The following is a 24,883-nucleotide window of genomic DNA, read 5'->3' on the forward strand; positions in this document are numbered from 1 at the left end:
CTATTCGTGCAGTTCCTTTTCGCAACTTGCGTCTTTGCAGTTATTACGATGAAACAACATTCATTAGTCGACACACTTCTTTAAACGTTTCACCAAATCGATTATGCGATCACCTTTCATGCGGTAACTTACTGGATTGGCAATTAAGCGTGATGACACTTCCGTAATATACTCATACTCAACTAAGCCATTTTCTTTCAACGTACGTCCAGTTGATACGATATCCACAATACGGTCCGCTAAACCAATCATTGGCGCAAGCTCAATCGACCCATTCAATTCAATAATTTCTACTTGTTCGCCAATTCCTTTATAATACTTCATGGCAATGTTCGGATACTTCGTCGCAATGCGTGGCGCAAGTTCGTTCATCGTCGTATTCGGTAAGCCAGCTGAAGCAATATAGCAAGTACTTATTTTCAAATCAAGAAGCTCATGTACCACGCGCTGTTGCTCCAGTAAAACATCTTTGCCAGCAATTCCAATATCGGCTACACCGTGCTCAACATAAACAGGCACATCCATAGGTTTCGCTAGAATAAAACGAATTTTCTCTTCTGGGATTTCGATCATTAATTTACGCGACATTTCAACCTCTTCTGGTAAATTAAAGCCCGCTTCAATAAGCATTTGGTATGCCTCTTCAAAAATGCGCCCTTTCGGCATAGCAATGGTTAATTCATTCACCGCGAATTTCCTCCTGTCCAACAACAACTACCTTTGTAAAATGCGTTAAAAAGGCTGCTTCATCAACTAAACTACTTCTCAACTGTAAAGTCGCTTGTGTACCCACTGCTCTTAAAGCTTGTATTTTTTCTAGAGCCTCTTCAAAATTTTCTTCCTCGAATAGCACCACAATGGCTTCTTCCTTGTCCGAAGCTTGTGCAGTAATCGTTTCTAATAATCTATCTACACGAATGCTAAAGCCTGTAGCACCGACCTTTGAACCAAATACTTCAAGCAAACCGTCGTAACGGCCACCATTTCCTAATGGGAAACCACTGCCTGAAGCAAATACTTCAAATAACATACCTGTGTAATAGCTCATATGGCTTGAAAGAGTAAAATCAAATGCGACATACTGTGCAAGATCAGCGACTTCTAATAGTTTTGCAAGTTGTTGCATATATTCTAATGCGTCATTTTTACGCACATATTTTTCAATATCGCGAATTTCCTTTAAGGTCATTGCCTCTTCAATAAACTGTAACAATGCATCTGATTTTGTTTTTGGTAAATCAAATGATGCAACCGCCTCCTCAAAGCCTACATAATTTCGTTGTACAAGCAGTGTACGCAGAACATCTTCTTGTTCGATGCTTTCTGTATAGTCCTGCAAAATACAATTCAAGACACCTGCATGGCCTATTGTGACTTTGAAATTTTCTAATCCAAATTGTTTTAATAACTCCATTGCTGTAACGATTACTTCAGCATCCGCAAACACGGAATGATCACCTATTAACTCAATGCCCATTTGCTCAAATTCTGCGGGACGTCCACCTTCTGTTTCCTGTGCACGAAATACACTTGCAAAGTAAGCTAAGCGCAGCGGTATCATTTCTTTTAATAATTTTGAAGTGGCTACTCGAGCAATCGGTGTTGTCATATCAGGACGTAGGACGAGCGTATTGCCCTGACTATCTACAAGCTTAAATAAATGCGCATCGGAAATTGCAGATGCTTTCCCTACCGTATCGAAATACTCTACTGTAGGCGTTTTAATAAATTCATAGCCTCTTGAGCGTAAAAAATTTCGACCTGTATGTCTTACAGCTTCTACTTTTTCATAAATTTGCGGAAATTTATCACGCATACCAAGTGGCTTTTCGAACATTTTAATCGACGACATGTGGACACTTCCTTACGTTTCACTTTAATTCACTAGAGTATTAGAGAATTAGAATATGAAAGTATTTTAACTCATTCCTTCAGTTCAGTCAATGTTTTACACATTAAATTCACAAATAATTTCAATACTTCTGTTAATTATACACCTATTTATATAAAGTGGAACTTTTATCGAGACTATTGCCTCACTTATTTAGGGGGACATCAAAGTGCGGACATCACTGTAAATTTAGCTCATCTTGCTTTGGCAAAAATATAATAATTGGAGGCGAAACGAGTTGAGGGTTGCAGCCTTATTGTGCTGAACAGAAAGCACCGCCATAGCGGACAATAACGGCATAGCAAAAAAAGAGGTTGGGACATTACTAAAAAAATTTAAAGAACAGAGGAAAGGTGTTCATAAATTTTTGCGATATGGAGAACTTAGCTTTTCTTGCTTTTGCAATAAATAAAAAATTAGAAGTGTTCACTAGTTGTTGGTAGCGAAGGCGTTGACTCCTGCTCAGAACGCGCACAGCGTAAGACGCTGGCATTCCGCGCGTTAGCGAGGGTTGCGGCTTACGTGTGTGCCCGCGGAAAGCACCGCCGTAGCGGACAACAACGAACGGCATAGCAAAAAAGTGTTAGATTGATTTGCAGTCAATCTAACACTTTTCATCTTCATTATTTTACTTTTTCGGCGTGCACCATTGAACAACTTCACTTCGTTTGCGCTCCGCCATCTGTTCCGCAGTGTAAATAATTTGCATCGGGTTGCCACCTGCTAGACAACCAGCTGGTACATCCTTATGTACGAGTGTTGCCGCAGACACAATAGCACCGTCCCCTATTGTCACTCCTGGTAAAATGGTCGAATTGGCACCAACCATTACTTCATTGCCAATATGGACATCTCCTAAACGATACTCTTCAATTAAGTATTCATGCGCTAAAATTGTCGTATTAAAGCCAATGACTGTATTATTGCCGACATGAATACGCTCTGGAAACATCGTATCTGGCATGACCATTAAAGCGAAAGACGTTTGGTCACCAATTTTCATTTTTAAAAAAGTACGATACAGCCAGTTCTTCACGCGTAAAAAAGGTGTGAAGCGTCCAATTTGAATGACAATGAAGCACTTCATCACCTTCCAAAAGGACACCGTATCATATACATTCCATAGCGAGTTTGCTCCTTCGACACGATATCTTTCCGTTTTACGCGCCATGCCATTACCCCTCTTTCACAATAGCAAGTAAATCCTTCATATGGTGCAATAGATATTCTGGCTTAAACTGCTGTAAATATTGCTCCCCTTTAATGGACCATGCGACACCCGCAGCTCTTACACCCGCATTGTGTGCAGCTTCAATATCATGCGAATTATCACCAATCATAATGGCGTCTTCCTTTGCGACACCAAGACGTGTAAGAGCAAGTAAAACTGGCTCTGGATCAGGCTTCACATGTTGGACATCATCGGTTCCCACTATCACCTCAAATAGATGACTAGCACCTAGGATGTTTAACCCTCGATCAATCATCGCATTGCGCTTTGTTGAGACGATGGCTAATTTAATCCCCATTGACTTTAATTGCTCTAAAGTTGACACAACATCAGGAAACTCTGTGACAAGCTCATCATGATGCGGTTCATTCCAAGCGCGGTATTTTGCTATCATTTCATCTTCTTCTCCTGGCGTTAAAACACTAAATGTCTGTTTTAATGACGGACCCATGAATTTCAAGCAATCTTTTGGCGAATATTGCCCGGGAAATCGTTCTTCTAACACGTGCATAAATGATTGAATGATTAAGTCATTTGTATTTAACAATGTACCATCAAAATCAAAAAGTAATGCTTTTACAGCCATATGACACACTCCTTACTTATTGTCCAAATATTTCACAGCAGGCTTTACTTTCAATCTTCGGTAAATAATTGCCCCAAGACCTATCACAATGCCGATAATGGAAACAACTTGTGCTGAACGTAAGTCTCCTACTAAATAAAGACTATCCGTACGTAAACCTTCTATATAGAAACGACCAATTGAATACCATATTAAATAGCTAAAGAAAATTTCACCACGATTTAAATTCACTTTTCGTAATACCAGTAATATTAATAAACCGATGAAATTCCAAACAGATTCATATAAAAATGTAGGATGTACATATGTGCCTAGTTCTTCAATGTACATTTGATTAATAATCCAATCAGGTAGCATCAGGTTTTCTAAAAATGAACGTGATACAGGTCCGCCAAATGCTTCTTGATTCATAAAGTTGCCCCAACGACCAATAATTTGACCAATCAAAATACTCGGTGCTGCAATATCAGCCACTCGTAAAAAGCTTACCCCTTTTATCCGCGTAAATATGTAAGCCGTCGCAAATGCACCTAATAGCGCACCATGAATCGCAATACCGCCATTCCAAATTTCAATAATATTGCCTGGATTTTCACTATAATAATCCCAACGCATAGAAACATAATAGATGCGCGCGCAGACGATGGAAATTGGTACTGCCCATAATAATAAGTCAGCTAGAAAATCCTCAGGTAATCCGCGTTTTACCGCCTCTCTTTGTCCAACAAAATATGCTAATATTATCCCCGATACAATTAAAAGTCCGTACCAACGCACAGGAATTGGCCCTAAATGAAAGGCGATCGGGTTAATATCTAATAGTAATAAATCCATCTTATGCTCCTCTCAATATGTTACAATCCATTTCCGATTAATCATCTAACTCATCTGATGAAGCAATAACTTCATCTAAGCGTCTTGAAAACTCTTCCGCTGCATTGACACCCATTTTCTTCAAACGGTAATTCATCGCCGCTACTTCGATAATTACGGATACATTTCGTCCAGGTCGTACTGGGATTGTGAGTTTTGTTAGTTCCGTATCAATGATTTTCATTTTTTCTTCTTCTAAACCTAAACGATCATAAACCTTGTCTGGATCCCATATTTCTAACTCAATAATTAAGGTAATACGTTTATATGGTCGTACGGCACTTGCCCCAAAAAGTGTCATGATATCGATAATACCAATACCTCGTATTTCCAATAAATGTTCTAATAGCGGTGGCGGACTCCCTATTAAAAAGTTCTCCGACTCTTGACGGATCTCCACACAATCATCTGCAACTAATCGATGCCCTTTTTTTACAAGTTCGAGAGCTGTTTCACTTTTCCCAACCCCGCTTTTTCCGATAATGAGCACACCAATGCCATATACATCGACTAACACACCGTGTGCCGCTGTCATAGGTGCTAAACGTCCCTCTAAATAATTGGTTAACCTACTCGAAAATTTCGTTGTTGTCATGTGAGTTTTAAATACGGGTACATGCTTTTCGTTTGATGCTTGTATAAGCTCCTCCGGTACTTCTAAATCACGCGAAATAATAATAGCAGGCGTATCCTGTGAACATAGCAAACGCATGCGTTCAAGTTTAACATTCGCTGGTAACATTTCAAAAAAGGAAAGCTCTGTTTTCCCTAGTAGCTGTACTCGATTAGCAGGATAATGCGTAAAATACCCAGCCATTTCAAGCCCCGGTCTAGAAATATCACTTGTGGTAATTGTTCTTCCTATACCTTCCTCGCCGCCTAATAACTCTAGCTTAAATTTTTCCATTACATCCCTTGTCAATACTACGACCAATATTTGCAGCCTCCATTCAAACGAATTGAATATTGTTTTATTTTAGCATGCCTATGTATAAAAGAAATGAATTTACACTTGCGTGCATGATTATTAGTAACACTATTATACTTAGTTCTAGTTAAAGGTGGTACATAACAAATGTAAAACTATTTCAGAAAGCTTATGCACATGATAAAAATAGAAAAACTAGCGGTCTCCAGAACCGCTAGTTTTTTTCATTCTATTATTTTTGTGTAGCTAACCATTTTGCAACGGCTTCAGCATCTGCACCTTTAATAAGTCCAGCTGGCATAGCCCCACGGCCATTGTTAATTACGTCTAAAATTTCTTGCTCAGATAAACGAGAACCTACATTGTTTAGTGCAGGTGTATTACCCATACCTTGTAGCTCGCCACCGTGACAAGAAACACATGATTTCATTGCGATTGCTTTACCGTCTGGTTCAGCAGCAGTATCTTTGTTACCTGTAGCTGCTTTATCTCCGCCACCACCACATGCTGCTAAGAAAATCGCTGAACCGAACACTAATGTTAACATTGCTTTTTTCATTAGTACCCCTCCTAAGTAAATGAATATCTTTCCAAGCTATTATACCAAAATTATGCACGTTTGAAACCTTCGCCTAACACCTCATAAGCATCAGAAACAATGACAAACGCTGATGGATCAACGTTTTTAATGAGTTGTTTCAGCTTTGTGAACTCTGTTTGATAGACAACGACCATCAGAACTGGTCGTGCTTCTCCTGTATAACCGCCAATTGCAGGTAACTTTGTCACACCACGATCAATTTCGGCATATATCGCATCACGCACTTCATCTTGTTTTAACGTAATAATATAAACCATTTTCGATTGACTAAAACCTAGCTGGATAATATCAATCGTCTTCGTTGTGACATACAGTCCGATTAACGCATAGAGCCCTTTTTCTAAGTCAAAAACAATTGCCGCACTAATTGCGATAATTCCATCAATTAACAGTACACTTGTACCAAGCGATAATCCGGTATACTTTGTAATAATTTGGGCTAGTAAATCAGTGCCACCAGTAGAAGCATTCCCCTTAAAGACAAGTCCTATTCCTAAGCCAACTACAATTCCGCCAAAAAGCGCACCAAGTAAAGGATTATCTGTCCACGGCTCCCAGTGATTTGTCAATAACACAATAAACGGTAATGTTATTGTCCCAATAAAAGATTTTACGCCAAACTTTTTACCCAGTATTATTACTCCTGCTAGAAACAATGGGATATTAAATGCATATTGTACAAGGCCAGGATTCCAACCAAATAAACCATGTAATATGGTACTTATGCCACTAACTCCACCTGACGCTACTTGATTTGGTAGTAAAAAGACATTAAAACCTATCGCCACAACTGCGGCACCAACAATCACATAAACATATTCCACAATACTTGCCCTTACATCTTGTGTTTGATTCATTTCCTCACGCCCACTCAACTATCAGATTTTTCTAAAGATGACGACATGATTATAGCAAATAGTTTTAACGTTGAGAACTTCATCATGATAAAGAGAAAGTAGTTGGAATAAATGAGAAAAAGTGCTAGATTGATTCCAATCAATCCAACACTTTTTCTAAGCCGTCGATGTCCGTTACAGGTGCACTTTCCGCTCCGCACCGTAATCCCTTCTTGTGGCGCAATACCTTCCAACAGGAGTCAACTCTTTGCTACAAGTAACTCCTATAAGGAAGAATGTTTTTTCTGTAGTTTGCCCTAATTATAATGATGTTTCAGCCCATTCTAGTGCTTCATTATATAAAAGATCGATGCTTGCCATTTCAATATTGATTTGTGGTGCTAATTCTTCTAATCGTTGCCAATCTAATTTTCCTAGTGCAATACTAAATTCAAGATAAGGTGTCATCTCTGTTTGACCACCTAATATTGTTTCTGTAATCGCCTCTGAAAAAGGTAATTGTTGCAAAATAACATTCATCGGTCTTTGTAAAATCGCATCGATCAATGAAAACATCCCAACTAAAAAGTATTCAGAAAAGTTTTGCTTATAGGATCGCTTTGCTAATTTTTCACAAACCTTTGCTCTGAACAAAGATGTTCGCATCAACTCTTGAAAAAGATCTGTATCCGCCCTGTCATCGAATTCACGCAGAGCTAGTAAATAAATCCACTTTCGAAGATTTGCTAAGCCAAGTAATAAAATGGCTTGCTTAATGGAGCGTATTTTCGATTTTGAACGTTTACTAGAATTATTGATCATTTGTAATAATTTATACGTCAACGATATATCCCGTTCAATATTTTCTGCTAACAGATGAACGTTCGGCTCTTCTTCCTTTAAGAGCGAAATTATATGAAAATATTGGATAGCATTTGCGGGAATATCCATCGCTTTAATGATTTGAGGTTGCTCAAAAAAGTAACCTTGAAAAAACTCATAGCCTGAATGCTTGGCGACTCTATATTGCTCTTGTGTTTCCACTTTTTCCGCAAGCAATTTAATATGGGGGAAATTTTCCTTTACCATATTTTCAATTTCCATTCTTTCAACTAAAGAAGATATTAAAAAATCCACTTTAATTAAATCAATATGCGGGAAAAGCTTATCATATATTGGTGCATTTTCTTTTAAAATAAAATCATCTAACGCTATTTTAAACCCATGCGACTTCAGCTCAATGACACGCTTAACTAGATTTGGTGTTAGTGGTACATCTTCTAAAATCTCGATTACTACTTGTGAAGGATCTAAAAATTCATCGATGGAACTCATAAGCAAGTTTTCCGTAAAATTAACAAAACAAGGCTTACCTTTCGTCACCTCATCAATACCAATTGATAAAAATGAGTTCACTAACACATCCACTGTTGCAGCATCTGAATCGACATCAGGAAATGAATTTACATTTTTGTTTCGATATAACAACTCATATGCAACGACCTGTTCGTGAAGATTAAAGATTGGCTGTCTTCCGATGAATACTTCCATTTCGTTGCCCCCAATTCACCATTTTCTAGTAATTATTATAGCACTTTTCATTACCTTACGCTTATTTTTTCAACACTATAATAAATTTTTCTTATCGATAAACTAGCATTTACCTATAAAATTGGAATTTTATTACTTAAAAAGATAAAGCAGTACTAATTTATGCATTTATATTAAAAATTTGCTTTCACTTTTCACTTGCATACCACTACTATTTTGCATTGTTATAGTAAATTTTTAAGATAATGTATTTTTTTATATTGGTTCTAAGAAGATGCACCCTTTATGTAACTAACTTCATTTTTCCTCCTGCTATGGAATATAACAAAAAGCCCTACCATCCAAAATAGTGGTAGGGCTAGCCGGTGTAAATAATGCTTCACATAAATTTCTTTTAGTGTCAGCTCGCAATTGTTATCTGAGGCATCTTTTTATTTTCCACCAAATTTAGATTTAAGAGCACCAATAACAGCCGGTACGACTGAGATAACTATGATTAAAATAAGAACTACCGAGAAGTTATCTTTAATAATTGGAATATTCCCAAAGAAATACCCAAGGAGTGTACAGCTGAATACCCATAAAACAGCTCCTACAATGTTGTACAGTAAAAAGTAGCTATAATGCATCTTACTTGCCCCTGCAACAAACGGAATAAACGTACGAATGAAAGGCATGAAACGAGCAATTACAATTGTTTTGCCACCATGCGTGTTAAAAAATTTCTCCGCTGCTTCCATACGTTCTTTTTTAACGATACGGCCTAAAAAACTTTTCGGAGGAATTGATGTCCCAACTTTATGACCGATATGGTAATTCATTGTATCGCCTAAAATTGCTGCTGCCAAAAATACAGGAATTAGTATCCATAAGTCAAAGGCGCCCATTGCGGCTGTTAATGTTCCACTGGCGAAAAGTAATGAGTCACCCGGTAAAAATGGGAAAATGACAACACCTGTTTCAACAAAGACAATGGCAAATAAAATAAGATAACTCCAATTACCAAAATCACGAATGATTTCTTCCAAATGCACATCAATATGCATTATAAAACTTATTAACTCTTGAATGAGTCCTATCATTGGTTTTGTATGCTCTCTTTCAATTTAATTTTTCTTAATAGCTTGGACGTTGTTGCGCACAAAAGGGTTCCAAAACAATACAACAAAGTATACAAGTTACTACTCCCCTACTATATGACAAGCCCTTTTAAAGTATGTAGAAGTATTACACATGACTGATTTTATCACTACGGCTCTATGCACTCAACTTATTTCGCCGTAAGTGCCAGACACCCAAACAATTCTGACAATTCAAAATGGTAGCTGTTCCAAAACCAACAAGCCCACCACAAACTTTCTGTGGTGGGCCTGACTTATCAATTCGTTTATACTTTTTCTTTTAAAGTACGACGCAAAATTTTACCTGTTGTATTTTTCGGTAGCTCATCCAATATTTCTACAACTTTTGGTACTTTATATTTCACCATATGCTTTGCACAATATGCCAAAATATCATCTGTTGTCGTTGCCGCTACTTCTTTGAGTACTATATACGCATGTACTGCTTCACCAAAATTAGGGTCTGGATAGCCAACAACTGCCGCCTCTACGATATTATCATGTGCAAACAATACTTCCTCTACTTCTCTCGGATAGACATTATAACCGCCAACAATAATCATATCCTTTTTACGATCGACGATATAGAAATAACCTTCGTCATCCACTTTTGCAAGATCCCCTGTATAAAGCCAACCATCACGAATGGCCATCGCCGTTTCTTCAGGCATTTTATAATAGCCTTTCATGACATTTGGACCACGAACGACTAACTCACCAACTTCACCGACAGGAACATCTATGCCATTAACATCGACCACTCTATTTTCAACGTTATTAATAGATGTACCGATAGAGCCAGCTTTTCGTTCACGGTCTAATGGATTAAAACATGTAACTGGTGAAGCTTCTGATAAGCCATAGCCCTCTGATACACGTACATTAAATTTCTTCTCGAAATTATGTAATAGTGCAACAGGTAATGATGCGCCTCCTGAAATGGCTAAACGAATGGTTGAAAAATCTTCCGGCTTGCCTTCTGGTAATAAATACAAAAAGTTATACATCGTAGGCACACCCGCAAAGACAGTTGCCTGTTGCTCTCTGGCCAATGTGAAAATTTCACTTGGGCTAAAGCGAGGTGTAAGCAAAACGGTTGCTCCACTAATTAATGGTGCATTGACTACAACTGTTAATGCAAACACATGGAAAACTGGTAATGTTGCAATAATCCGATCATCTGCTCGATACCCTAAATACGTTGAGACATCACGTGCATTTGAATAAACATTTCCGTGAGTCAGCATGGCTCCTTTTGGATTGCCTGTTGTTCCCGAAGTGTATAATATAATGGCCGTGTCATCTGGTGCTACGTCTGCCGGTTCTAACGATCCCGAAGCACTTGCAATAATATGTGAAAATAAATGTGTTTTCGCTTTTGCCGCTTCCGATAAAGCAGCTATTTTTTCAGCTACATCTGCTGTTGTTTCACAAACGACAAATGTCACTACTTCTGGGAATGCCTGTACACCTACTTCTACTAATGGAAGCAGTGCATCGAGTGCAATAACCGCTTTAACATCGCCATTTCGTAAAATATAAGATATCTCATCTGGCGTATAGATTGGATTCACAGGAATTGCTGTTGCTCCTAGACGCAGCGTTGCATATAAAGCGATTAAATAATGTGGCGTATTGCCGAGTAAAAACGCCACATGGTCCCCTTTTTGTACCCCTAAATCTTGTAACCCCTGTGCAAAGCGACCAACTGTGTGCTCAAATTCCCCATAGGAGGTATCTTTCCCCATAAAATGATACGCAATTTTTTCCGGCTGCTCTACTGCTTGTTGACGAACACATGAAACTAAATTCAATTACACCATCCCCTTATCGTATAAAATGAATCGTTATTCAGTAATATTATATAAGAAATATATCTAAAAAACAATGAAACTTTTTATTTCGTGTCAATATTACCTTTAAAAAAATCATTTTTTTCTCTTTTGTACGTATTTTTAAGAACGGATATGGGAGATGTAACGCCAACGAATTAAGTAAAAATAGATAACTTGTATTAGGACAAAGAAGCCAAATGCAAAGAACACTTCTTTCACAATTGAAATATTGGCAATGTCCTTTAAAATGCCCTGCACCATAAAGAAAGCAAAGCCACTGTGCATCATAGCAACGCCCCAAGGTAAGAAAAATTGTGGGAATAAATGACGGTTGACTAGCTTTTTCAACTCAATATCTGTTAAGCCCATGCGTTTTAACACATCAAATTTCCGCTTTTCTCGTTCAAGTGAGGTATGCAATTTAAAGTAAATAAAACTACCAGCAGCTAATAAAAATACAGTGGCCACTAAAACACCAACTAATGTAAATAATGAGTAGGTAGCTAATATATAAGAATAATTTAATCCTGCATTTTCAAAATAAAATGGACTATGCTTGCCCTTCTTTATACTATAAAAATATTCCGTTGAGGCAACATCCACTATGTCCTTGCCAATTTCCTTCGTCTCCATCCACTGTGGAATATCAAATGTAAATAAATGATAGACTGGTTGGACAACGCCCTTACTAGTAATCGGCTTTACAAGCTTCACAAAGTCTTCATCACTAATCACAATCGAGTTTACACTAACAATGGAACCTGGGAATACGATTTTAGGATAAACACTATCAATGGTAATAGGAATGTCGTTTTCTTCTAAAATTGTATGGACTACTATATTTTTAAGTTTTTTCAAAGACTCTTCGGAATATGGTATAAACACTGCCTCACCAGACGCCAAATCAATTAACGGATAGTTAAAAGAAGACAACAAGACATTCATATCAGATTCGCGAAACACTTCTACCTCATTATGTGTAAAGGAGGATGTTTGCTTCACAACAAGAAAACGGGATAAATGATAGGATAAGCCCTTATCTTCTAACTGCATACGCAAAGAATTAATATGTTCAGCCTCAAACGGATTATTAATATCCCCTTTATAAATAAGCCCCAATGGATTTAATCGGTCATATTGCGTCGTATAAGAAGACATTGTAGCTAAAACACCGACTGATAAAAATGCTAGTGTCGAAACCATTGTGACAACGAAAAACATTTTCACATTATCCATCATAATATGTGTCTGCTCGGCTAACGATAATAAGCGATAACGTCGCCAATGAAATTTACGTTTCCCTCGTGCAATTTCTAAAAAGAACGGTACTGAATCACTAAAAAAATAATACGTTCCAAAAGTTGCCGAGAAAGGTATCAATAACGTTAAACCTATCATCGTTGTATGGGAAACGATAACTGCCAATGCATACGTTGCTAAAATCAAAACAACTCCATATGCTGCGCGAATCTTTGAATAACTAGCTACACTAGTTAAATAATCATTTCCTTTGATAAGATCTCGCAATTTTCTCTCACGTGTAAAATATACGCTAATAAACGAAATAACCACAAAAGCACTAGTGAAGACCCCTATCGTTAGTAAAAAAGGTTGCCAAGATACATAGAGCGGCAAATTCTCTAAATGTAAAATTTCTCGAACAATCATAAAGAAAAACTTAGAAAATGAGAAGCCAAAAATAATGCCCACAATAATCGAACCAGAGCCAATAATCATTGTTTCTAAAAAGACAAGTTTGTTCATTTGGCGCTTTTCCATACCAAGATGCAATAAAATAGCAAACTCATGGGATCTCGCCTCTAAAAAGGCACTCATGGAATAATATAAAAAGAACAAAGTAAAGAGGACAAGTACGATTTCTGCACCAATCATGCCGACTAACGATACTTCTCCTAAAATACCTCGTTCAATATCTGGATGAAACATCAGCATTGAATAGATAAAAAATACAGCCACAGAAAAAAAGCTTGCCATAAAAAAGGCACCGTAAATACGGCTGTTCCGTACGACATTACGGTAAGCGAATTGTCGAAAGGTCACCTACTTGCCCTCCTCCTAGTAAGCTCAATACATTTAAAATCCGTTGGAAAAACATTTGACGTCGATCATCCCGATAAATCTCATTGAAAAATTCTCCATCCTTAATAAAGAGCACACGATCACAATAACTTGCGGCGATGGGATCATGTGTCACCATTACGATTGTCGTTTGTTTTTCCTTATTAATTTTGGTTAATATTTCAAGGACATCACGAGACGAATTCGAATCTAAATTCCCTGTTGGTTCATCCGCTAAAATAAGGCTTGGGTTGTGAATCAGCGCCCGTCCAATAGCGGTTCTCTGTGCTTGTCCACCTGAAATTTCATTTGGACGCTTATGCAAAAAGGACGTTAAATCAAGCTTTTCTACAATACCTGCAAGACGCTCCTCCATTACTTCTAATGGTTGCTGATCGAGCGTTAACGGCAATACAATATTTTCTTCAACCGTAAGCATATGCAATAGATTAAAATCTTGAAATACAAAGCCGAGCTGTCTTCTTCTAAAATAGGCAAGCTCTGTCGCATTTAACTTATGCGGGTTCATGCCATCTAAGATGATTTCCCCACTTGTTGGTTCATCAATTGTAGAAATCAAATTTAATAACGTCGTCTTGCCGCTTCCTGATGGACCCATTACCGCTAAAAACTCGCCTTGTTCAACTTCAAAGCTTAATTGATTGAGTGCACGATGCGTCACCTTGCCCTCATATACTTTCGTAACATCCTTTATTTCTAAAATAGGCATACTTTGTTCACCTTATTTCTCGATTAATTCCATAGATTTTGGTAAAAGCCAATTGAATACCACCTCAAAGCCAATTTGAAAGTGCGGTTCTATTACGGCTGAAGCATTCTTTCCTTCTTCTTGCACTAGACTAAAACAATGTTCTCCAACTACGACATCCCATGCATCTAACTCACCTTCAATTATTTCACCATAAACTGAATAGTGCCCACTATACATCACTTGCTCGCCTTCAACTGGAAAAGCATTTAGGAGACTTGGTTTATGTAAGTTTAGCCCAAGTGCATCGCAAAAATGCACAACTTCATCTTGTAGGAATAAGCTAGCCTGACGGAAATTTTCACAAAACAAACAGTCACAAAGTTCTGTGTGTGACGCGTACAACTCCTTCGTTTTTTCTAATTCAATATTTAATACCCAGTCTTCAATCCGTACTTCTCCCATTTCTGCTCCCCCTAATTTGTAAATGTCACGGTGACAATCGTACCTTTGCCTACTTCTGATGTAATGTCCAATTGATGCCCTAATTTTCCGCAGATTTCCTTTGCTAAATATAAGCCCATACCTGTGGATTCCCCAGTTTTACGCCCATTTTCACCCGTAAAAAAAGCTTTGGTCACACGTGAAAGGTCAGAAGCAGGAATACCAATTCCTTCATCACAAATCGCTAACTGAATATGATCATCTTGTTTAATGGCAGACATTACGATTTTTTTATTCTCTTCAAATGTATATTTCACTGCATTTGTTACAAATTGCCCGATGATAAATCGAAGCCACTTTGAATCACTTGCTACGATAATGTCGTCCTCAATATGGATTTCCGGAAAAACACGATTCGTAATAAATAAACGTTTATTTTCATTAACAGTTGCAGTGACAATTGTTTTTAACGGAATTTGTTCGACTTGCATATCCTCTTCAAAGTTTTCTAGACGTGCGTTAACAAGCACCATATCCAATCCTCTACGTAAACGATCTATTTCCTCTTGCACATTCTTTTTATCGAGAGGGCGCTCATCCTGCAACAGCATCTCAATGACAGAAATAGGCGTTTTCATTTGGTGTACCCATTGATTCATAAATTGATCGTGGCGCTTTTGACTAGCATACAAGGAATGAAGCTCATGCTGATAGAGTCGGTACAGTTCATGCATATATTTTTCAACTTGCACGGCTTCTGGTGTCTTGGCATTTTTTTGTAATACATCTTCCATTGATTTCGGAAGATGTAATATTTTACCCAAATAACTTTGGCGCATTAAATAACGAATAAGTAAAAATGAGCATAGTAATACCAAGCTTATACTTACAGAATAGATAGCCGTATCGACGTTACGAAAGCCATCGAGCCAGTACAACACCATAATAAAACCGACTAAAATCAGTTGAAAAATAAAAAATGTTGCATAATCACGTAAAAATAATTTCCAGCCCATTACAACTCACCCGCACTTAATATAAAACGATAGCCTGCTCCGCGAACCGTCTCAATTGTTGACGAAATATGATAATCAGCTAGCTTCTTGCGAACACGTGTCATGTTCACATTTAACGTATTTTCATCGACAAATGCTTGATCGTCCCATAGCTCCTCTAACAGTTGCTCACGCGTAACTACTTTAGGTGCATGGCCCATTAACAATTCTAAAATAATACATTCTTTTTTCTGTAATGGAATTTCTAACTCATTTTTGTGCAGCTCCATTCGCTCTAAATGCAGTATAAGCTGTCCTTGTTTAATCGTCCGTTCTTCTTGTCTAGCGGCATATTCTCCATATGTACGACGCAAGTGACTACGGATTTTAGCGAGAACGATTTCGTAATTAAATGGCTTTGTAATAAAATCGTCACCCCCATTTTCAAGCGCAAAAATTTGATCCATTTCGCCAGAGCGCGCTGAAATGAAAATGATGGGACATGTTGTATGTTGACGTAGCTGACGACACCAATAATAGCCGTCATACGCAGGTAAATTTATATCAAGCAATACCATATGTGGATTAAAAGCTGTAAATTCTTCTATTAAGTGGTCAAATTCTTGAATCGTTTCCACTTCGTATTGATATTTTCTTAGTGTTTCTGCAAGCAATGATGCAATCTTCACATCATCCTCGACAATAAATATTCGATGCTTCTCCATAATGACACTCCTTTCTATCATATATTGTACCAAAAAAAGGCTACGCGCCCTAATTGCGCGTGCCCTATTTATTGTGAATATATTGGTAACATCATTTTCAGTGATTTCATTATATTTAGCCTTGAAATTTTTCAGCAATATAACTGCCATCACATACGCCAAGTTAGGCTAAAATATCTTTTTTAGGAAAAGGCATTCGCCAACTATTTTTTGTCTACTGTTTAATAAATTAACTGTAAAAACTCTTCTGTAGCAATGCCACCAAAGTATGTTGGGATATTAATATCCGCTAAAGACTTCGCAATCGCAGCACGATCATAGTTTGTACCAACTAAGCGTTGCTCAACATCTGCAATATCGCCTACACCGAAGAAATCACCGAATATATGTGCTTCTTCAATTACACCGTGATTCACTTCTAAGCGAATGTCAATCCCACCTGAAGGGAAACGATGTGTTTTTTGAATATTAAAGCGAGGAGATTTACCGTAGTTCCATTCCCAAGTTTGATAGCGTTCAGCAGATAATTGATGAATATTTGCCCAGTCTTCCTCTGAAAGCTCATAATAGCGAATGTTTTCTTCTCCACCGAAAATGGATTTTAAAATTTCTAAGCGGAATGCTTCAACCGTCATTTTGTCCTCTAAAAACTCGGAAATATTGGCTACACGTGAACGAATGGATTTAATACCCTTTGATTCAATTTTATCTTTCTTTACTTTCAATGCAGATACAACTGCATCTATTTCTGTATCAAACAGTAATGTCCCATGACTAAACATACGGCCTTTAGTAGAAAACTGCGCATTACCAGATACTTTACGTCCTTCAGCTAAAATATCATTACGACCTGATAGTTCAGCATTTACGCCCATTTTTGCAAGCGCGTCGACAACTGGCTGTGTGAATTTCTTATAATTCATAAAGCTATCGCCATCGTCCTTTGTAATAAAGCTATAGTTCAAGTTTCCAAGGTCATGATACACCGCACCACCACCAGAAAGGCGGCGCACAACGATGATACCATTATCTTCAACATAATCTGTATTAATCTCTTCAATCGTATTTTGGTTCTTCCCAATAATAATAGATGGCTGATTTATGTAAAATAACAGCACCGGTTCCTTCTCTACATCCATTGTCTTTAGTAAATACTCCTCAATGGCAAGGTTAATGCGTGGATCATGAATCCCTTTATTATCAACGAAAATCATAGTCGTTTCCTCCTTCACAAAATATCCATATTTTATTTTAACGTAAATTAGGCATTTTGTGTTGACGAAACGCATCTGTTATAATACACTAGAAAATAATAAAACAGTAATAGTACAGATGAACTTAAAGGAGGAGTCCACAATGTTAGAAAACGTAGTTGAATTTTTCAAGAACTTACCTGCAAAACAATGCACAGAATGCGGTGAAAAGATCGAAGAACAAAGCGAATGCTACAGCAACACTTGTGAAAAATGTAACTGCCTATAAGCATTTGCCTATGCTGTAACGTCATTTCGTGCCCCACACGAACTAATAATGACACCACTCATCATACATTTATGATGAACCATTAATTAAATCTCTTACACTTACACAAAACAGCAGCTGATACGCTCATATCAGCTGCTGTTTTACTTTAAAATGAAATTGTTTGAGTGACTGGCGCTTTTACATTTTCCGTGGGTACGTTGTAAGCCGCAACCTTCGCTATCGCGCGGTTTGTTGCGTCTTACATTTCGTGCGTTCCCACAGGAGTCTTCGTGGATTTTTACGATTTAGGAGCCTATATTATGCTAGGTGCCAAATTGTTTGAGTGACTGGCACTAAAAAACACCCACCAAGTAAATGGTGGGTGCAAAGTGTTGTTAATCTTCCGCTACTTTTGAGTAACGTTTTGTGTGTAATAACATGAAATAACCAAAAGTAATGACTAAGAACACAATTAGGTAGCCAAATAACATACCGTAGTTTTGCCATAAATATGTCATGTCGCCTGTTGAGATGCTTGCTTTAAACGCTTGAACAGTATATGTCATTGGCAATAATTTATTGAATACTTGCAATGGTGATGGAATCAGTTCAAGTGGGAATGTACCCGCGCTTGTTGTAAGCTGTAAAATCAGTACAACAATGGCAATGAAACGACCTGGATCACCGAAAATAGAAACTAACATTTGAATTAGAGCTAAGAACACATAACTTGTTAGTAACGCCGTTAATACAAAGTAACCTAAATTTTGTACTTCAAGACCTAATCCCCATTTTACAATGGCAACTGTTAATAAAGTTTGCACTAAACCTACGAATGCAAGGACTGTCACTTTACTTGTAAACCATGATGCGCCATTTTTCGGACGAATTGCTGGTTCTACAAGTGGGAATACGATTGAAATTAGCAATGCTCCAACAAATAATCCAAGTGAAATAAAGTAAGGTGCGAAACCTGTACCATAGTTTGGAACATGGTTGATTGATTCTTTTTCTACTTCAACCGGACTACCGACCATATCATATGTGTCATTATTTGCATGTACTTCGTTTGCTTTTTCACTAGCTTCACCTAATTTGCTAGATAATGTCGCTGTACCATCGGCAAGTTCAGTTGAACCATCAGCAAGTGTTGCAGAGCCTTCTGCTAACTCGCCAGATTTTGAAGCAAGTGTTGAAGTACCTTTATTCAATGTTGTTGTACCACTCGCTAAGTCATTTAATCCTGAAGCTAATGTTTGTGAACCAGCAACAGCTGTGTTTACACCTGCATGTAATTCACCTAGTTTACTAGCAAGAGTTGCATTACCAGCTTGAAGGCTTTGTGCACCTTGCACTAGTTCATTGCTTTTTGCTGCTAATGCATTTGCACCAGCTAAAACATCTTTTTGACCTGCTGCTATTTGTGATGAACCACCGCTAACTTGGTTAGCACCAGCTTGTAATTTTTCAGTACCTGCTGCTAATGCATTTAAACCATTATGCACATTGGTACTACCAGCTTGTAGCTCAGCTAACGTTTGTTTTAAAGCAGCGGCTTGCTCTGCTGGCATTGCATCAATTGTACTTTTTAACTGTGCTGTTAAAGCCGCAATACCCGCTTCCACTTGTGCAGAACCAGTAGATAACTGATTTGCTGAACTGTTTAGCTTACCAGCATTTTCAGCAACTGATGTTGCACCGGCAATGATTTGCTGTTGTTTTTCAGTTATTGTTGTAAGACCTGCTTCTACTTTCGCTACACCTTGTGTGTATTGAGATAGACCTTGTTGAAGACTTGTTGCACCGTCAGCCGCCTGCTGTGCACCTTGCTGTAACTGCACTGTACCGTTTTCTAATTTCACAAGACCACTTGATAAGTCGTTAGCACCAGTAGCCGCTTTCGCTGCACCTTTGGTAATTTTATCTGTCCCATCAGAAAGTTCGATTGTGCTAGAAGCTAACTGCTCTAAGTATCCTTTTAAATCTTTTGCTCCATTTGCTACTTTTTGAGCGCCTTCGTCTAACTTAACAGAACCATCAGCTGCTTCTGTAAAGCCATCTCCCATTGTGGCAATAGAATCAAATAATTTTTCTGCATACGTAGCAGAAACTTGCGTATTTACTTCCGCACGAATGCGATCCATTGCTGTCTCGCCAATTTGTGCTCCTAAGAAGTTCAAGCCTTCATTCGGAATATAATTCATTACTAATTTAGAAGGTTTATCATCAAGTAAAGTCGTAGCATGTTCTGAGAAATTTGTTGGGATTTCTAAAATCATGTAATAGTCTCGACCATTTAAACCTTTTTCTGCTTCTTCTTTTGACACTTCTATAAAGTCAAATTGCTTACTATCGACGAGTTTGTCGACTAAGGTATTTCCTAAGTCTAACTTCACTCCATCCATTTCTGCACCCTTATCATCATTAACAATCGCTACCGGCAAATTAGACATACCTGCATATGGATCCCAAAACGCCCATAAAAACATGCCTGCATACATGACCGGAATAAATAGGACAGCGATTATTGAAACAAGCATTTTTCTTGTTTTAAGGATTTTCAGCCATTCAGCTTTAATCATATTTTTTCTCACTCCTATACTTGTTGACCGAAAACGTCATTTGGTCATTTTACTGCAAAAAAATCGCAAACTTCATCATGTGTAAAATTTGTAGATTTTTTCTTAAAGAACGAGCCCTCGAAAGATTGTCTCCTTGAAAAGATTGAGTATCTTTTCTTCTGGAATCATGTCGCCATGTAGCTCATGCCAATCTACTACGAACGCTAAATACGCTTTTAATAACAGGTAACTTACTAACTCTGCATCACAATCTCGAATTTCACCTTTATCAATTCGTCGTTGAATTAATGTTGCTACATAAGATAATATTTCAGACTCAATGCGAATTAGAACTTGTTTGACCGCTGGCGTACGTAATTCTTTTTCTTCTTCTATTAACTTTGCAAATAAAAGATGCTTCTCACGGAACTGTAGCATTTTCATCAAAGCATGATGCGCATTATCCATAAAGCTTGCTGATACATCCAACACTGCATCCGCTTCCGCCTTCATCTCACGTACAAGTGACATCGCAATCTCTTGAAATAAAATTTCTTTATTTGCAAAGAATGTATAAATCGTTCCTTTACCGACATTCGCAATTTTCGCCACTTGTTCCATCGTCGTTGCTTTGTAGCCAAACAACGTAAATGATTTTGCAGCTGCTTCAATAATTTCCTGCCTACGATCCATTTGTGACATCCTTTCCTGTTAAGTTATGTACACCTTTTGTACACTGAAATTAAATAATGACCAGAAAACCATTTCGGTCATCTGGTCATTATAATATTCCTATTTTAAAAATAATGCAAGCTTTTAATGATGATTTTTTTCATTTTCTTGTTGCTCTGTGCCCTCTGATGAATCTGTACCTTGATTTGGCATGTTCATATTGGCTTTTTCATCTTCTTGAATTACTTTTGTCATATCAGGTGTACCAGCAGTAATTTGCTGTTTCGGCATATTATGAATGCCATTAGCTGTAGTATGTGCAAACATATAATATACGCCGTCATGATCGAATGTTGTCTGGGCTTTATAGACGCCATCTTTCTCTAATTTACCTTCTAACATTTGACCTTCATCGCGTTTACCTGATTCCCACACTTCGAATTCTACGATTGCATCATCAATATTTTTATCACCTTGCGTAACGTGAGCAGCAAGCTCTATCGGAGCATTAATTGCTACTTCTTTTGACGTTAAAATGTCTACTTCCAACATTTGAGGCTCCTCTAATGCGGCAGGTGAAGCCGGTTCTTTCTTATCCCCACACCCAACTAATAATGCGGGTACAGCTAACAATGTCAAAATCCATTTCTTCATGTTCTATTCCTCCATTAACGGCATCGTAATCTTTACTGTTGTACCTTTATCTAATTCACTTTCGATTTCAATTTTACCATGTAACTGCTTTAATAATTGTTCCACTATAGATAGGCCTAAACCACTACCACCATCTGCACGACTGCGCGCTTTATTAACACGATAGAAACGCTCTGTCACATGTGATAAATCTTCCAGCGGTATACCAATGCCATCATCCTTTATCGTAATAAGTGCATTCCCATTATTTTCGACTGAGACAATGTCCACTTTTGACTGTTCATAAGAGTAATTAATAGCATTTTCGATAATGTTAATAAATATTTGCTTAAGCTTCACTTCATCCGCTTTGACAATTAGTTCATCATCTACATTAAGATGCAACGTAATATTCTTTTTTTGAGCTTGATGCATTAAAATTTTTCGTACTTCCCGTAATGTTTCTGCAAGTGGAATCGGATAAAGGGCAATATCCTTTTGTTCATTTTCCATTCGAGCAAGTTGAAGAAGCTCATTTGTTAAACGTTCCATACGATTTGCTTCTCGCACGATTAACTGAATGGTCTCTTGTTTTTGCTCTTCTGCAATAATACCATTTTGCATTGCTTCACTATACCCTTTTACATAGCTAATAGGTGTTCGTAATTCATGAGAAACAGTTGCTAAAAATGTTTTTTGTACTTCATCTTCACGTTGTATAGCCTCCGCCATGCCATTAAAAGTGCTGGATAGTTTACCTATTTCATCACTAGATTTAACAGGCACTCGTGTTTCATAATGTCCATACGACATTTGCTCCACTGCTGTTTGCAAGTTATTTAATGGGCGCATAATACGTTGAATTCCTTTAAATACAAAGAAGCTCATCACAATCAAAAAGACAAATGCGCTCAAAAATAAGAAAATGACTTCTTGGCTTGCTAACTCACTGATTTTTGCTAATGGGAAGTAAATATAAATAATGCCCTCTAGCCTGTTTTGATCTACTAAAGGTAGTACAACTGAAATAAGTTGCCGATCGAACCGAGGCTCATAGCCAATCTTTTGCACATAATTACCTTCTAGCAATTGTTGCCGTTCTTCTGCGCCTATCAATGTTTCATAATCAATATCAAACGGAACACATGCACTAAGTTCACGTGGATTTCTAACAGCAAAAATATTTAAATTAGAATAATTATTATAATGTTCAATATCAGCAATAAATTCATCTGTCACTTTGCCACTCGTATACATTGTTTGTAACTTTGTACCGACCTCGATCATCATGCTTTCTGTATCTTCCACATAAAGCTGTTCATATAAAAAATCAGTCAGAACATACATAAAAACAACTGTAATAATCAAAAATGCAAATATTAGTAGCCAAATACGTGTGGAAATCTTTTTCATTCGCCAGGGTCAAAGCGGTAGCCTACTCCCCAAACGGTTTGAATATACCCTGCCGCTTCCTTTCCAAGCTTCAAGCGTAATGTTTTAATATGGGTATCAACCGTTCTTGTTCCCCCTAAATAATCTATATCCCAAATACGCTCTAACAATTGTTCACGTGAATAGGCATTGCCTGGATTTTTCATAAATAAATGTAATAATTCAAATTCCTTTAAAGTTAACGGAATCACTTTTCCTTCAACAGAAACTTTCCGAGAAATTTCATCTAATTTAATGGACCCAAAGACAATAATTTTTTGCTGCAAATCGGTTATATTCGAACCACTTCTTCTTAATACAGCATGCATTCGTGCCACTAGTTCATCATTTGTAAACGGCTTTACGATATAATCATCTCCACCGAGTGTCAGACCCTTTACTTTATCCTCATTCGCATCTCTTGCCGTTAAGAAAATCACAGGGACATTCGACATCGCACGAATACTTTGACAAACTGTAAAACCATCTTCATGCGGCATCATTACATCTAATAGAACTAAGTCAATTTTTTCCCGCACAATAATATCGTACGCCTCAGTTCCATTTGCAGCTGTAAAGGTCTCGAACTTGGAATTATTGAGCATCATCTCGATTAAATTACGCATATCTTGCTCATCATCAACAATTAATACCGTTGTCACTTTTCTTCCTCCCTTACTAACAGTTGAAATGCACCTTTACCAACATCAACTGTTTTTTGTACCTGACCGTCTTTTATAAAATATAATGTGTGGTCGTCATAGCCAGCTACAACAATATAATTCTTAAATTGATTTACAACAAATGGATTAGCCCCTACCTCTTTATGCCATTTTACCGTTCCATTAAAATCAACGACATATAATTCATTATGACCATGGCTGACCACTAACACATTATCTTTCGTCTTTGTTAAACCTACTGGCATTAAAGGCATTTCTATTTCACCATGAACAGCACCCGTTGTAAGATCATAACGCTTCACCGAACTATTCGGTTTGCTGCCTTCACCATGTCCACCAATCCATAACTCATTTGTCTCTTCAATAATGACAATCCCATGTGACGATTTTTCTATTGGCCACTGTTGTTCTATCGTTAAATCCTTAATGGATAACACGGATAGTTTGGTGTCTTTATAGTTCACGACATAAAGCTTATCTTTATACGTTGCCATCGACATCGGATAGTTGCCAAGTCGCTGTGAAGCAAGTTCATTGCCTTCCACATCAAAGCTTGTCACTGTATTCATCTTACTATTCGTAATAAAAAATTGTTTGAACTTCGGCGCATAATACACATTGGTCGTGCCAATTTCTACTTTTTTTGAATAGAGCTTTTTACCTGTCGAAAGTGCAAAAACATCTATTTCATCTAATTGATGACCATATAGTAAAACTCGGTCCTTATCGAGGAGTATTGCGCCTGTATAGGCTTTGTCAAATGTCCAAGATGCAAAAACTCCACCCTGATCATCAATAAAATCAAGCGATGGTTCTTGAATATTGAGAGACGCAATAAAATGCTGATTACGTTCAATTGGCTCAAAAGATATCTCTGTACACCCTGCTAACCAAATAATTTGTATAAAAGAAAAAATGAAGAATGCCCATTTTTTCAAAATCATCACCTCTGCCCTCTAACTATACTTCACATTTGTGAAATCCGCGTGAAACTTGGAAGGTAAATTTATGACACATTCCCAGCTGATAACAGC

At 37.6% G+C, this 24,883-nt stretch carries 24 protein-coding genes; 1 reads left to right on the forward strand and 23 read right to left on the reverse strand.

All coding sequences use genetic code 11. From position 1 onward, the window contains the following. Positions 1-63 precede the first annotated feature (63 nt). The 17 genes from hisG to MKY08_RS18415 all read right to left on the reverse strand — a co-directional run bounded on the left by hisG (position 64) and on the right by MKY08_RS18415 (position 17,619). Entirely contained in the window at positions 64-687 is a 624-nt protein-coding gene (hisG, locus tag MKY08_RS18335) for an ATP phosphoribosyltransferase (RefSeq protein WP_024363888.1), read from the reverse strand. Beyond that, a complete protein-coding gene (locus MKY08_RS18340) occupies positions 680-1,852 on the reverse strand; it encodes an ATP phosphoribosyltransferase regulatory subunit (RefSeq protein WP_069514561.1) in 1,173 nt (390 codons plus the stop codon). Before MKY08_RS18340 ends, hisG begins: the two co-directional genes overlap by 8 nt. A gap of 667 nt (positions 1,853-2,519) precedes the next feature. Beyond that, positions 2,520-3,062, reverse strand: a complete 543-nt coding sequence (locus tag MKY08_RS18345) for an acyltransferase (RefSeq protein WP_024363886.1) — start codon at positions 3,060-3,062, stop codon at positions 2,520-2,522. A gap of 4 nt (positions 3,063-3,066) precedes the next feature. After that, the gene (ppaX, locus tag MKY08_RS18350; protein WP_069514564.1) at positions 3,067-3,708 is read right to left on the reverse strand and encodes a pyrophosphatase PpaX; all 642 of its coding nucleotides are present in this window, start codon (positions 3,706-3,708) and stop codon (positions 3,067-3,069) included. 12 nt (positions 3,709-3,720) lie between these two features. Beyond that, the gene (gene lgt, locus MKY08_RS18355) at positions 3,721-4,542 is read right to left on the reverse strand and encodes a prolipoprotein diacylglyceryl transferase (RefSeq protein WP_069514567.1); all 822 of its coding nucleotides are present in this window, start codon (positions 4,540-4,542) and stop codon (positions 3,721-3,723) included. Between the two features lie 37 nt (positions 4,543-4,579). After that, a complete protein-coding gene (hprK, locus tag MKY08_RS18360) occupies positions 4,580-5,515 on the reverse strand; it encodes an HPr(Ser) kinase/phosphatase (protein ID WP_069514570.1) in 936 nt (311 codons plus the stop codon). 226 nt (positions 5,516-5,741) lie between these two features. Continuing rightward, a complete protein-coding gene (gene cccB, locus MKY08_RS18365) occupies positions 5,742-6,068 on the reverse strand; it encodes a cytochrome c551 (RefSeq protein WP_069514573.1) in 327 nt (108 codons plus the stop codon). A gap of 50 nt (positions 6,069-6,118) precedes the next feature. Continuing rightward, positions 6,119-6,967, reverse strand: coding sequence for a YitT family protein (locus MKY08_RS18370; protein ID WP_069514576.1), 849 nt, complete (start codon positions 6,965-6,967; stop codon positions 6,119-6,121). A 300-nt stretch (positions 6,968-7,267) separates the two neighbouring features. Beyond that, positions 7,268-8,497: an HDOD domain-containing protein gene (locus tag MKY08_RS18375; protein ID WP_069514579.1), complete on the reverse strand. Its 1,230-nt coding sequence runs from the start codon at positions 8,495-8,497 to the stop codon at positions 7,268-7,270. A 431-nt stretch (positions 8,498-8,928) separates the two neighbouring features. After that, positions 8,929-9,579, reverse strand: coding sequence for a VTT domain-containing protein (locus MKY08_RS18380; protein ID WP_069514583.1), 651 nt, complete (start codon positions 9,577-9,579; stop codon positions 8,929-8,931). Between the two features lie 305 nt (positions 9,580-9,884). Further along, positions 9,885-11,432: a fatty acid--CoA ligase family protein gene (locus tag MKY08_RS18385; protein WP_069514586.1), complete on the reverse strand. Its 1,548-nt coding sequence runs from the start codon at positions 11,430-11,432 to the stop codon at positions 9,885-9,887. A gap of 141 nt (positions 11,433-11,573) precedes the next feature. Then, a complete protein-coding gene (locus MKY08_RS18390) occupies positions 11,574-13,514 on the reverse strand; it encodes an ABC transporter permease (RefSeq protein ID WP_069514589.1) in 1,941 nt (646 codons plus the stop codon). After that, a complete protein-coding gene (locus MKY08_RS18395) occupies positions 13,486-14,262 on the reverse strand; it encodes an ABC transporter ATP-binding protein (RefSeq protein ID WP_069514592.1) in 777 nt (258 codons plus the stop codon). The genes MKY08_RS18390 and MKY08_RS18395 overlap by 29 nt, the downstream gene beginning before the upstream one ends. A gap of 12 nt (positions 14,263-14,274) precedes the next feature. Then, the gene (locus MKY08_RS18400; protein WP_069514595.1) at positions 14,275-14,706 is read right to left on the reverse strand and encodes a hypothetical protein; all 432 of its coding nucleotides are present in this window, start codon (positions 14,704-14,706) and stop codon (positions 14,275-14,277) included. A gap of 11 nt (positions 14,707-14,717) precedes the next feature. Further along, positions 14,718-15,701 (reverse strand): sensor histidine kinase, encoded by a 984-nt coding sequence (locus MKY08_RS18405; protein WP_024363874.1) that lies wholly within the window; start codon positions 15,699-15,701, stop codon positions 14,718-14,720. Further along, complete coding sequence (locus tag MKY08_RS18410; protein WP_069514598.1) at positions 15,701-16,405, reverse strand: response regulator transcription factor; 705 nt, start codon at positions 16,403-16,405, stop codon at positions 15,701-15,703. The genes MKY08_RS18405 and MKY08_RS18410 overlap by 1 nt, the downstream gene beginning before the upstream one ends. A 221-nt stretch (positions 16,406-16,626) precedes the next feature. After that, positions 16,627-17,619, reverse strand: coding sequence for a lipoate--protein ligase (locus MKY08_RS18415; RefSeq protein WP_069514601.1), 993 nt, complete (start codon positions 17,617-17,619; stop codon positions 16,627-16,629). Positions 17,620-17,761: 142 nt separating this feature from the next. Here MKY08_RS18415 and yhfH point away from each other — a divergent pair, with 142 nt between their 5' ends. Next, a complete protein-coding gene (gene yhfH, locus MKY08_RS18420) occupies positions 17,762-17,887 on the forward strand; it encodes a protein YhfH (RefSeq protein ID WP_069514604.1) in 126 nt (41 codons plus the stop codon). Between the two features lie 377 nt (positions 17,888-18,264). Here the strand turns inward: yhfH and MKY08_RS18425 are convergent, their stop codons facing one another. From MKY08_RS18425 to MKY08_RS18450, 6 genes are all read right to left on the reverse strand, one after another. Next, positions 18,265-20,451, reverse strand: coding sequence for a YhgE/Pip domain-containing protein (locus tag MKY08_RS18425; protein ID WP_069514607.1), 2,187 nt, complete (start codon positions 20,449-20,451; stop codon positions 18,265-18,267). Between the two features lie 102 nt (positions 20,452-20,553). Continuing rightward, entirely contained in the window at positions 20,554-21,123 is a 570-nt protein-coding gene (locus MKY08_RS18430; protein WP_069514611.1) for a TetR/AcrR family transcriptional regulator, read from the reverse strand. A gap of 123 nt (positions 21,124-21,246) precedes the next feature. Next, entirely contained in the window at positions 21,247-21,756 is a 510-nt protein-coding gene (locus MKY08_RS18435) for a FixH family protein (RefSeq protein ID WP_069514614.1), read from the reverse strand. Positions 21,757-21,759: 3 nt separating this feature from the next. Further along, positions 21,760-23,148 (reverse strand): HAMP domain-containing sensor histidine kinase, encoded by a 1,389-nt coding sequence (locus MKY08_RS18440; protein WP_069514617.1) that lies wholly within the window; start codon positions 23,146-23,148, stop codon positions 21,760-21,762. Continuing rightward, the gene (locus MKY08_RS18445; RefSeq protein ID WP_081328071.1) at positions 23,145-23,828 is read right to left on the reverse strand and encodes a response regulator transcription factor; all 684 of its coding nucleotides are present in this window, start codon (positions 23,826-23,828) and stop codon (positions 23,145-23,147) included. Before MKY08_RS18445 ends, MKY08_RS18440 begins: the two co-directional genes overlap by 4 nt. Continuing rightward, positions 23,825-24,793 (reverse strand): YncE family protein, encoded by a 969-nt coding sequence (locus tag MKY08_RS18450; RefSeq protein ID WP_256093283.1) that lies wholly within the window; start codon positions 24,791-24,793, stop codon positions 23,825-23,827. The genes MKY08_RS18445 and MKY08_RS18450 overlap by 4 nt, the downstream gene beginning before the upstream one ends. Between the last annotated feature and the right edge of the window lie 90 nt (positions 24,794-24,883).

It is taken from the genome of Lysinibacillus sp. FSL M8-0337 (genome assembly GCF_038593855.1).
GTDB lineage: Bacteria > Bacillota > Bacilli > Bacillales_A > Planococcaceae > Lysinibacillus > Lysinibacillus sphaericus_D.

Excerpts from the sequence above, each read along its gene's own strand:
- MKY08_RS18340 (WP_069514561.1), bottom strand. The coding sequence starts at position 1,852 with ATGTCGTCGATTAAAATGTTCGAAAAGCCACTTGGTATGCGTGATAAA.
- MKY08_RS18345 (WP_024363886.1), bottom strand. The coding sequence starts at position 3,062 with ATGGCGCGTAAAACGGAAAGATATCGTGTCGAAGGAGCAAACTCGCTA.
- ppaX (WP_069514564.1), bottom strand. The coding sequence starts at position 3,708 with ATGGCTGTAAAAGCATTACTTTTTGATTTTGATGGTACATTGTTAAAT.
- lgt (WP_069514567.1), bottom strand. The coding sequence starts at position 4,542 with ATGGATTTATTACTATTAGATATTAACCCGATCGCCTTTCATTTAGGG.
- cccB (WP_069514573.1), bottom strand. The coding sequence starts at position 6,068 with ATGAAAAAAGCAATGTTAACATTAGTGTTCGGTTCAGCGATTTTCTTA.
- MKY08_RS18370 (WP_069514576.1), bottom strand. The coding sequence starts at position 6,967 with ATGAATCAAACACAAGATGTAAGGGCAAGTATTGTGGAATATGTTTAT.
- MKY08_RS18375 (WP_069514579.1), bottom strand. The coding sequence starts at position 8,497 with ATGGAAGTATTCATCGGAAGACAGCCAATCTTTAATCTTCACGAACAG.
- MKY08_RS18380 (WP_069514583.1), bottom strand. The coding sequence starts at position 9,579 with ATGATAGGACTCATTCAAGAGTTAATAAGTTTTATAATGCATATTGAT.
- MKY08_RS18395 (WP_069514592.1), bottom strand. The coding sequence starts at position 14,262 with ATGCCTATTTTAGAAATAAAGGATGTTACGAAAGTATATGAGGGCAAG.
- MKY08_RS18400 (WP_069514595.1), bottom strand. The coding sequence starts at position 14,706 with ATGGGAGAAGTACGGATTGAAGACTGGGTATTAAATATTGAATTAGAA.
- MKY08_RS18405 (WP_024363874.1), bottom strand. The coding sequence starts at position 15,701 with ATGGGCTGGAAATTATTTTTACGTGATTATGCAACATTTTTTATTTTT.
- MKY08_RS18410 (WP_069514598.1), bottom strand. The coding sequence starts at position 16,405 with ATGGAGAAGCATCGAATATTTATTGTCGAGGATGATGTGAAGATTGCA.
- MKY08_RS18415 (WP_069514601.1), bottom strand. The coding sequence starts at position 17,619 with ATGATTTTCGTTGATAATAAAGGGATTCATGATCCACGCATTAACCTT.
- yhfH (WP_069514604.1), top strand. The coding sequence starts at position 17,762 with ATGTTAGAAAACGTAGTTGAATTTTTCAAGAACTTACCTGCAAAACAA.
- MKY08_RS18425 (WP_069514607.1), bottom strand. The coding sequence starts at position 20,451 with ATGATTAAAGCTGAATGGCTGAAAATCCTTAAAACAAGAAAAATGCTT.
- MKY08_RS18430 (WP_069514611.1), bottom strand. The coding sequence starts at position 21,123 with ATGGATCGTAGGCAGGAAATTATTGAAGCAGCTGCAAAATCATTTACG.
- MKY08_RS18435 (WP_069514614.1), bottom strand. The coding sequence starts at position 21,756 with ATGAAGAAATGGATTTTGACATTGTTAGCTGTACCCGCATTATTAGTT.
- MKY08_RS18440 (WP_069514617.1), bottom strand. The coding sequence starts at position 23,148 with ATGAAAAAGATTTCCACACGTATTTGGCTACTAATATTTGCATTTTTG.
- MKY08_RS18450 (WP_256093283.1), bottom strand. The coding sequence starts at position 24,793 with ATGATTTTGAAAAAATGGGCATTCTTCATTTTTTCTTTTATACAAATT.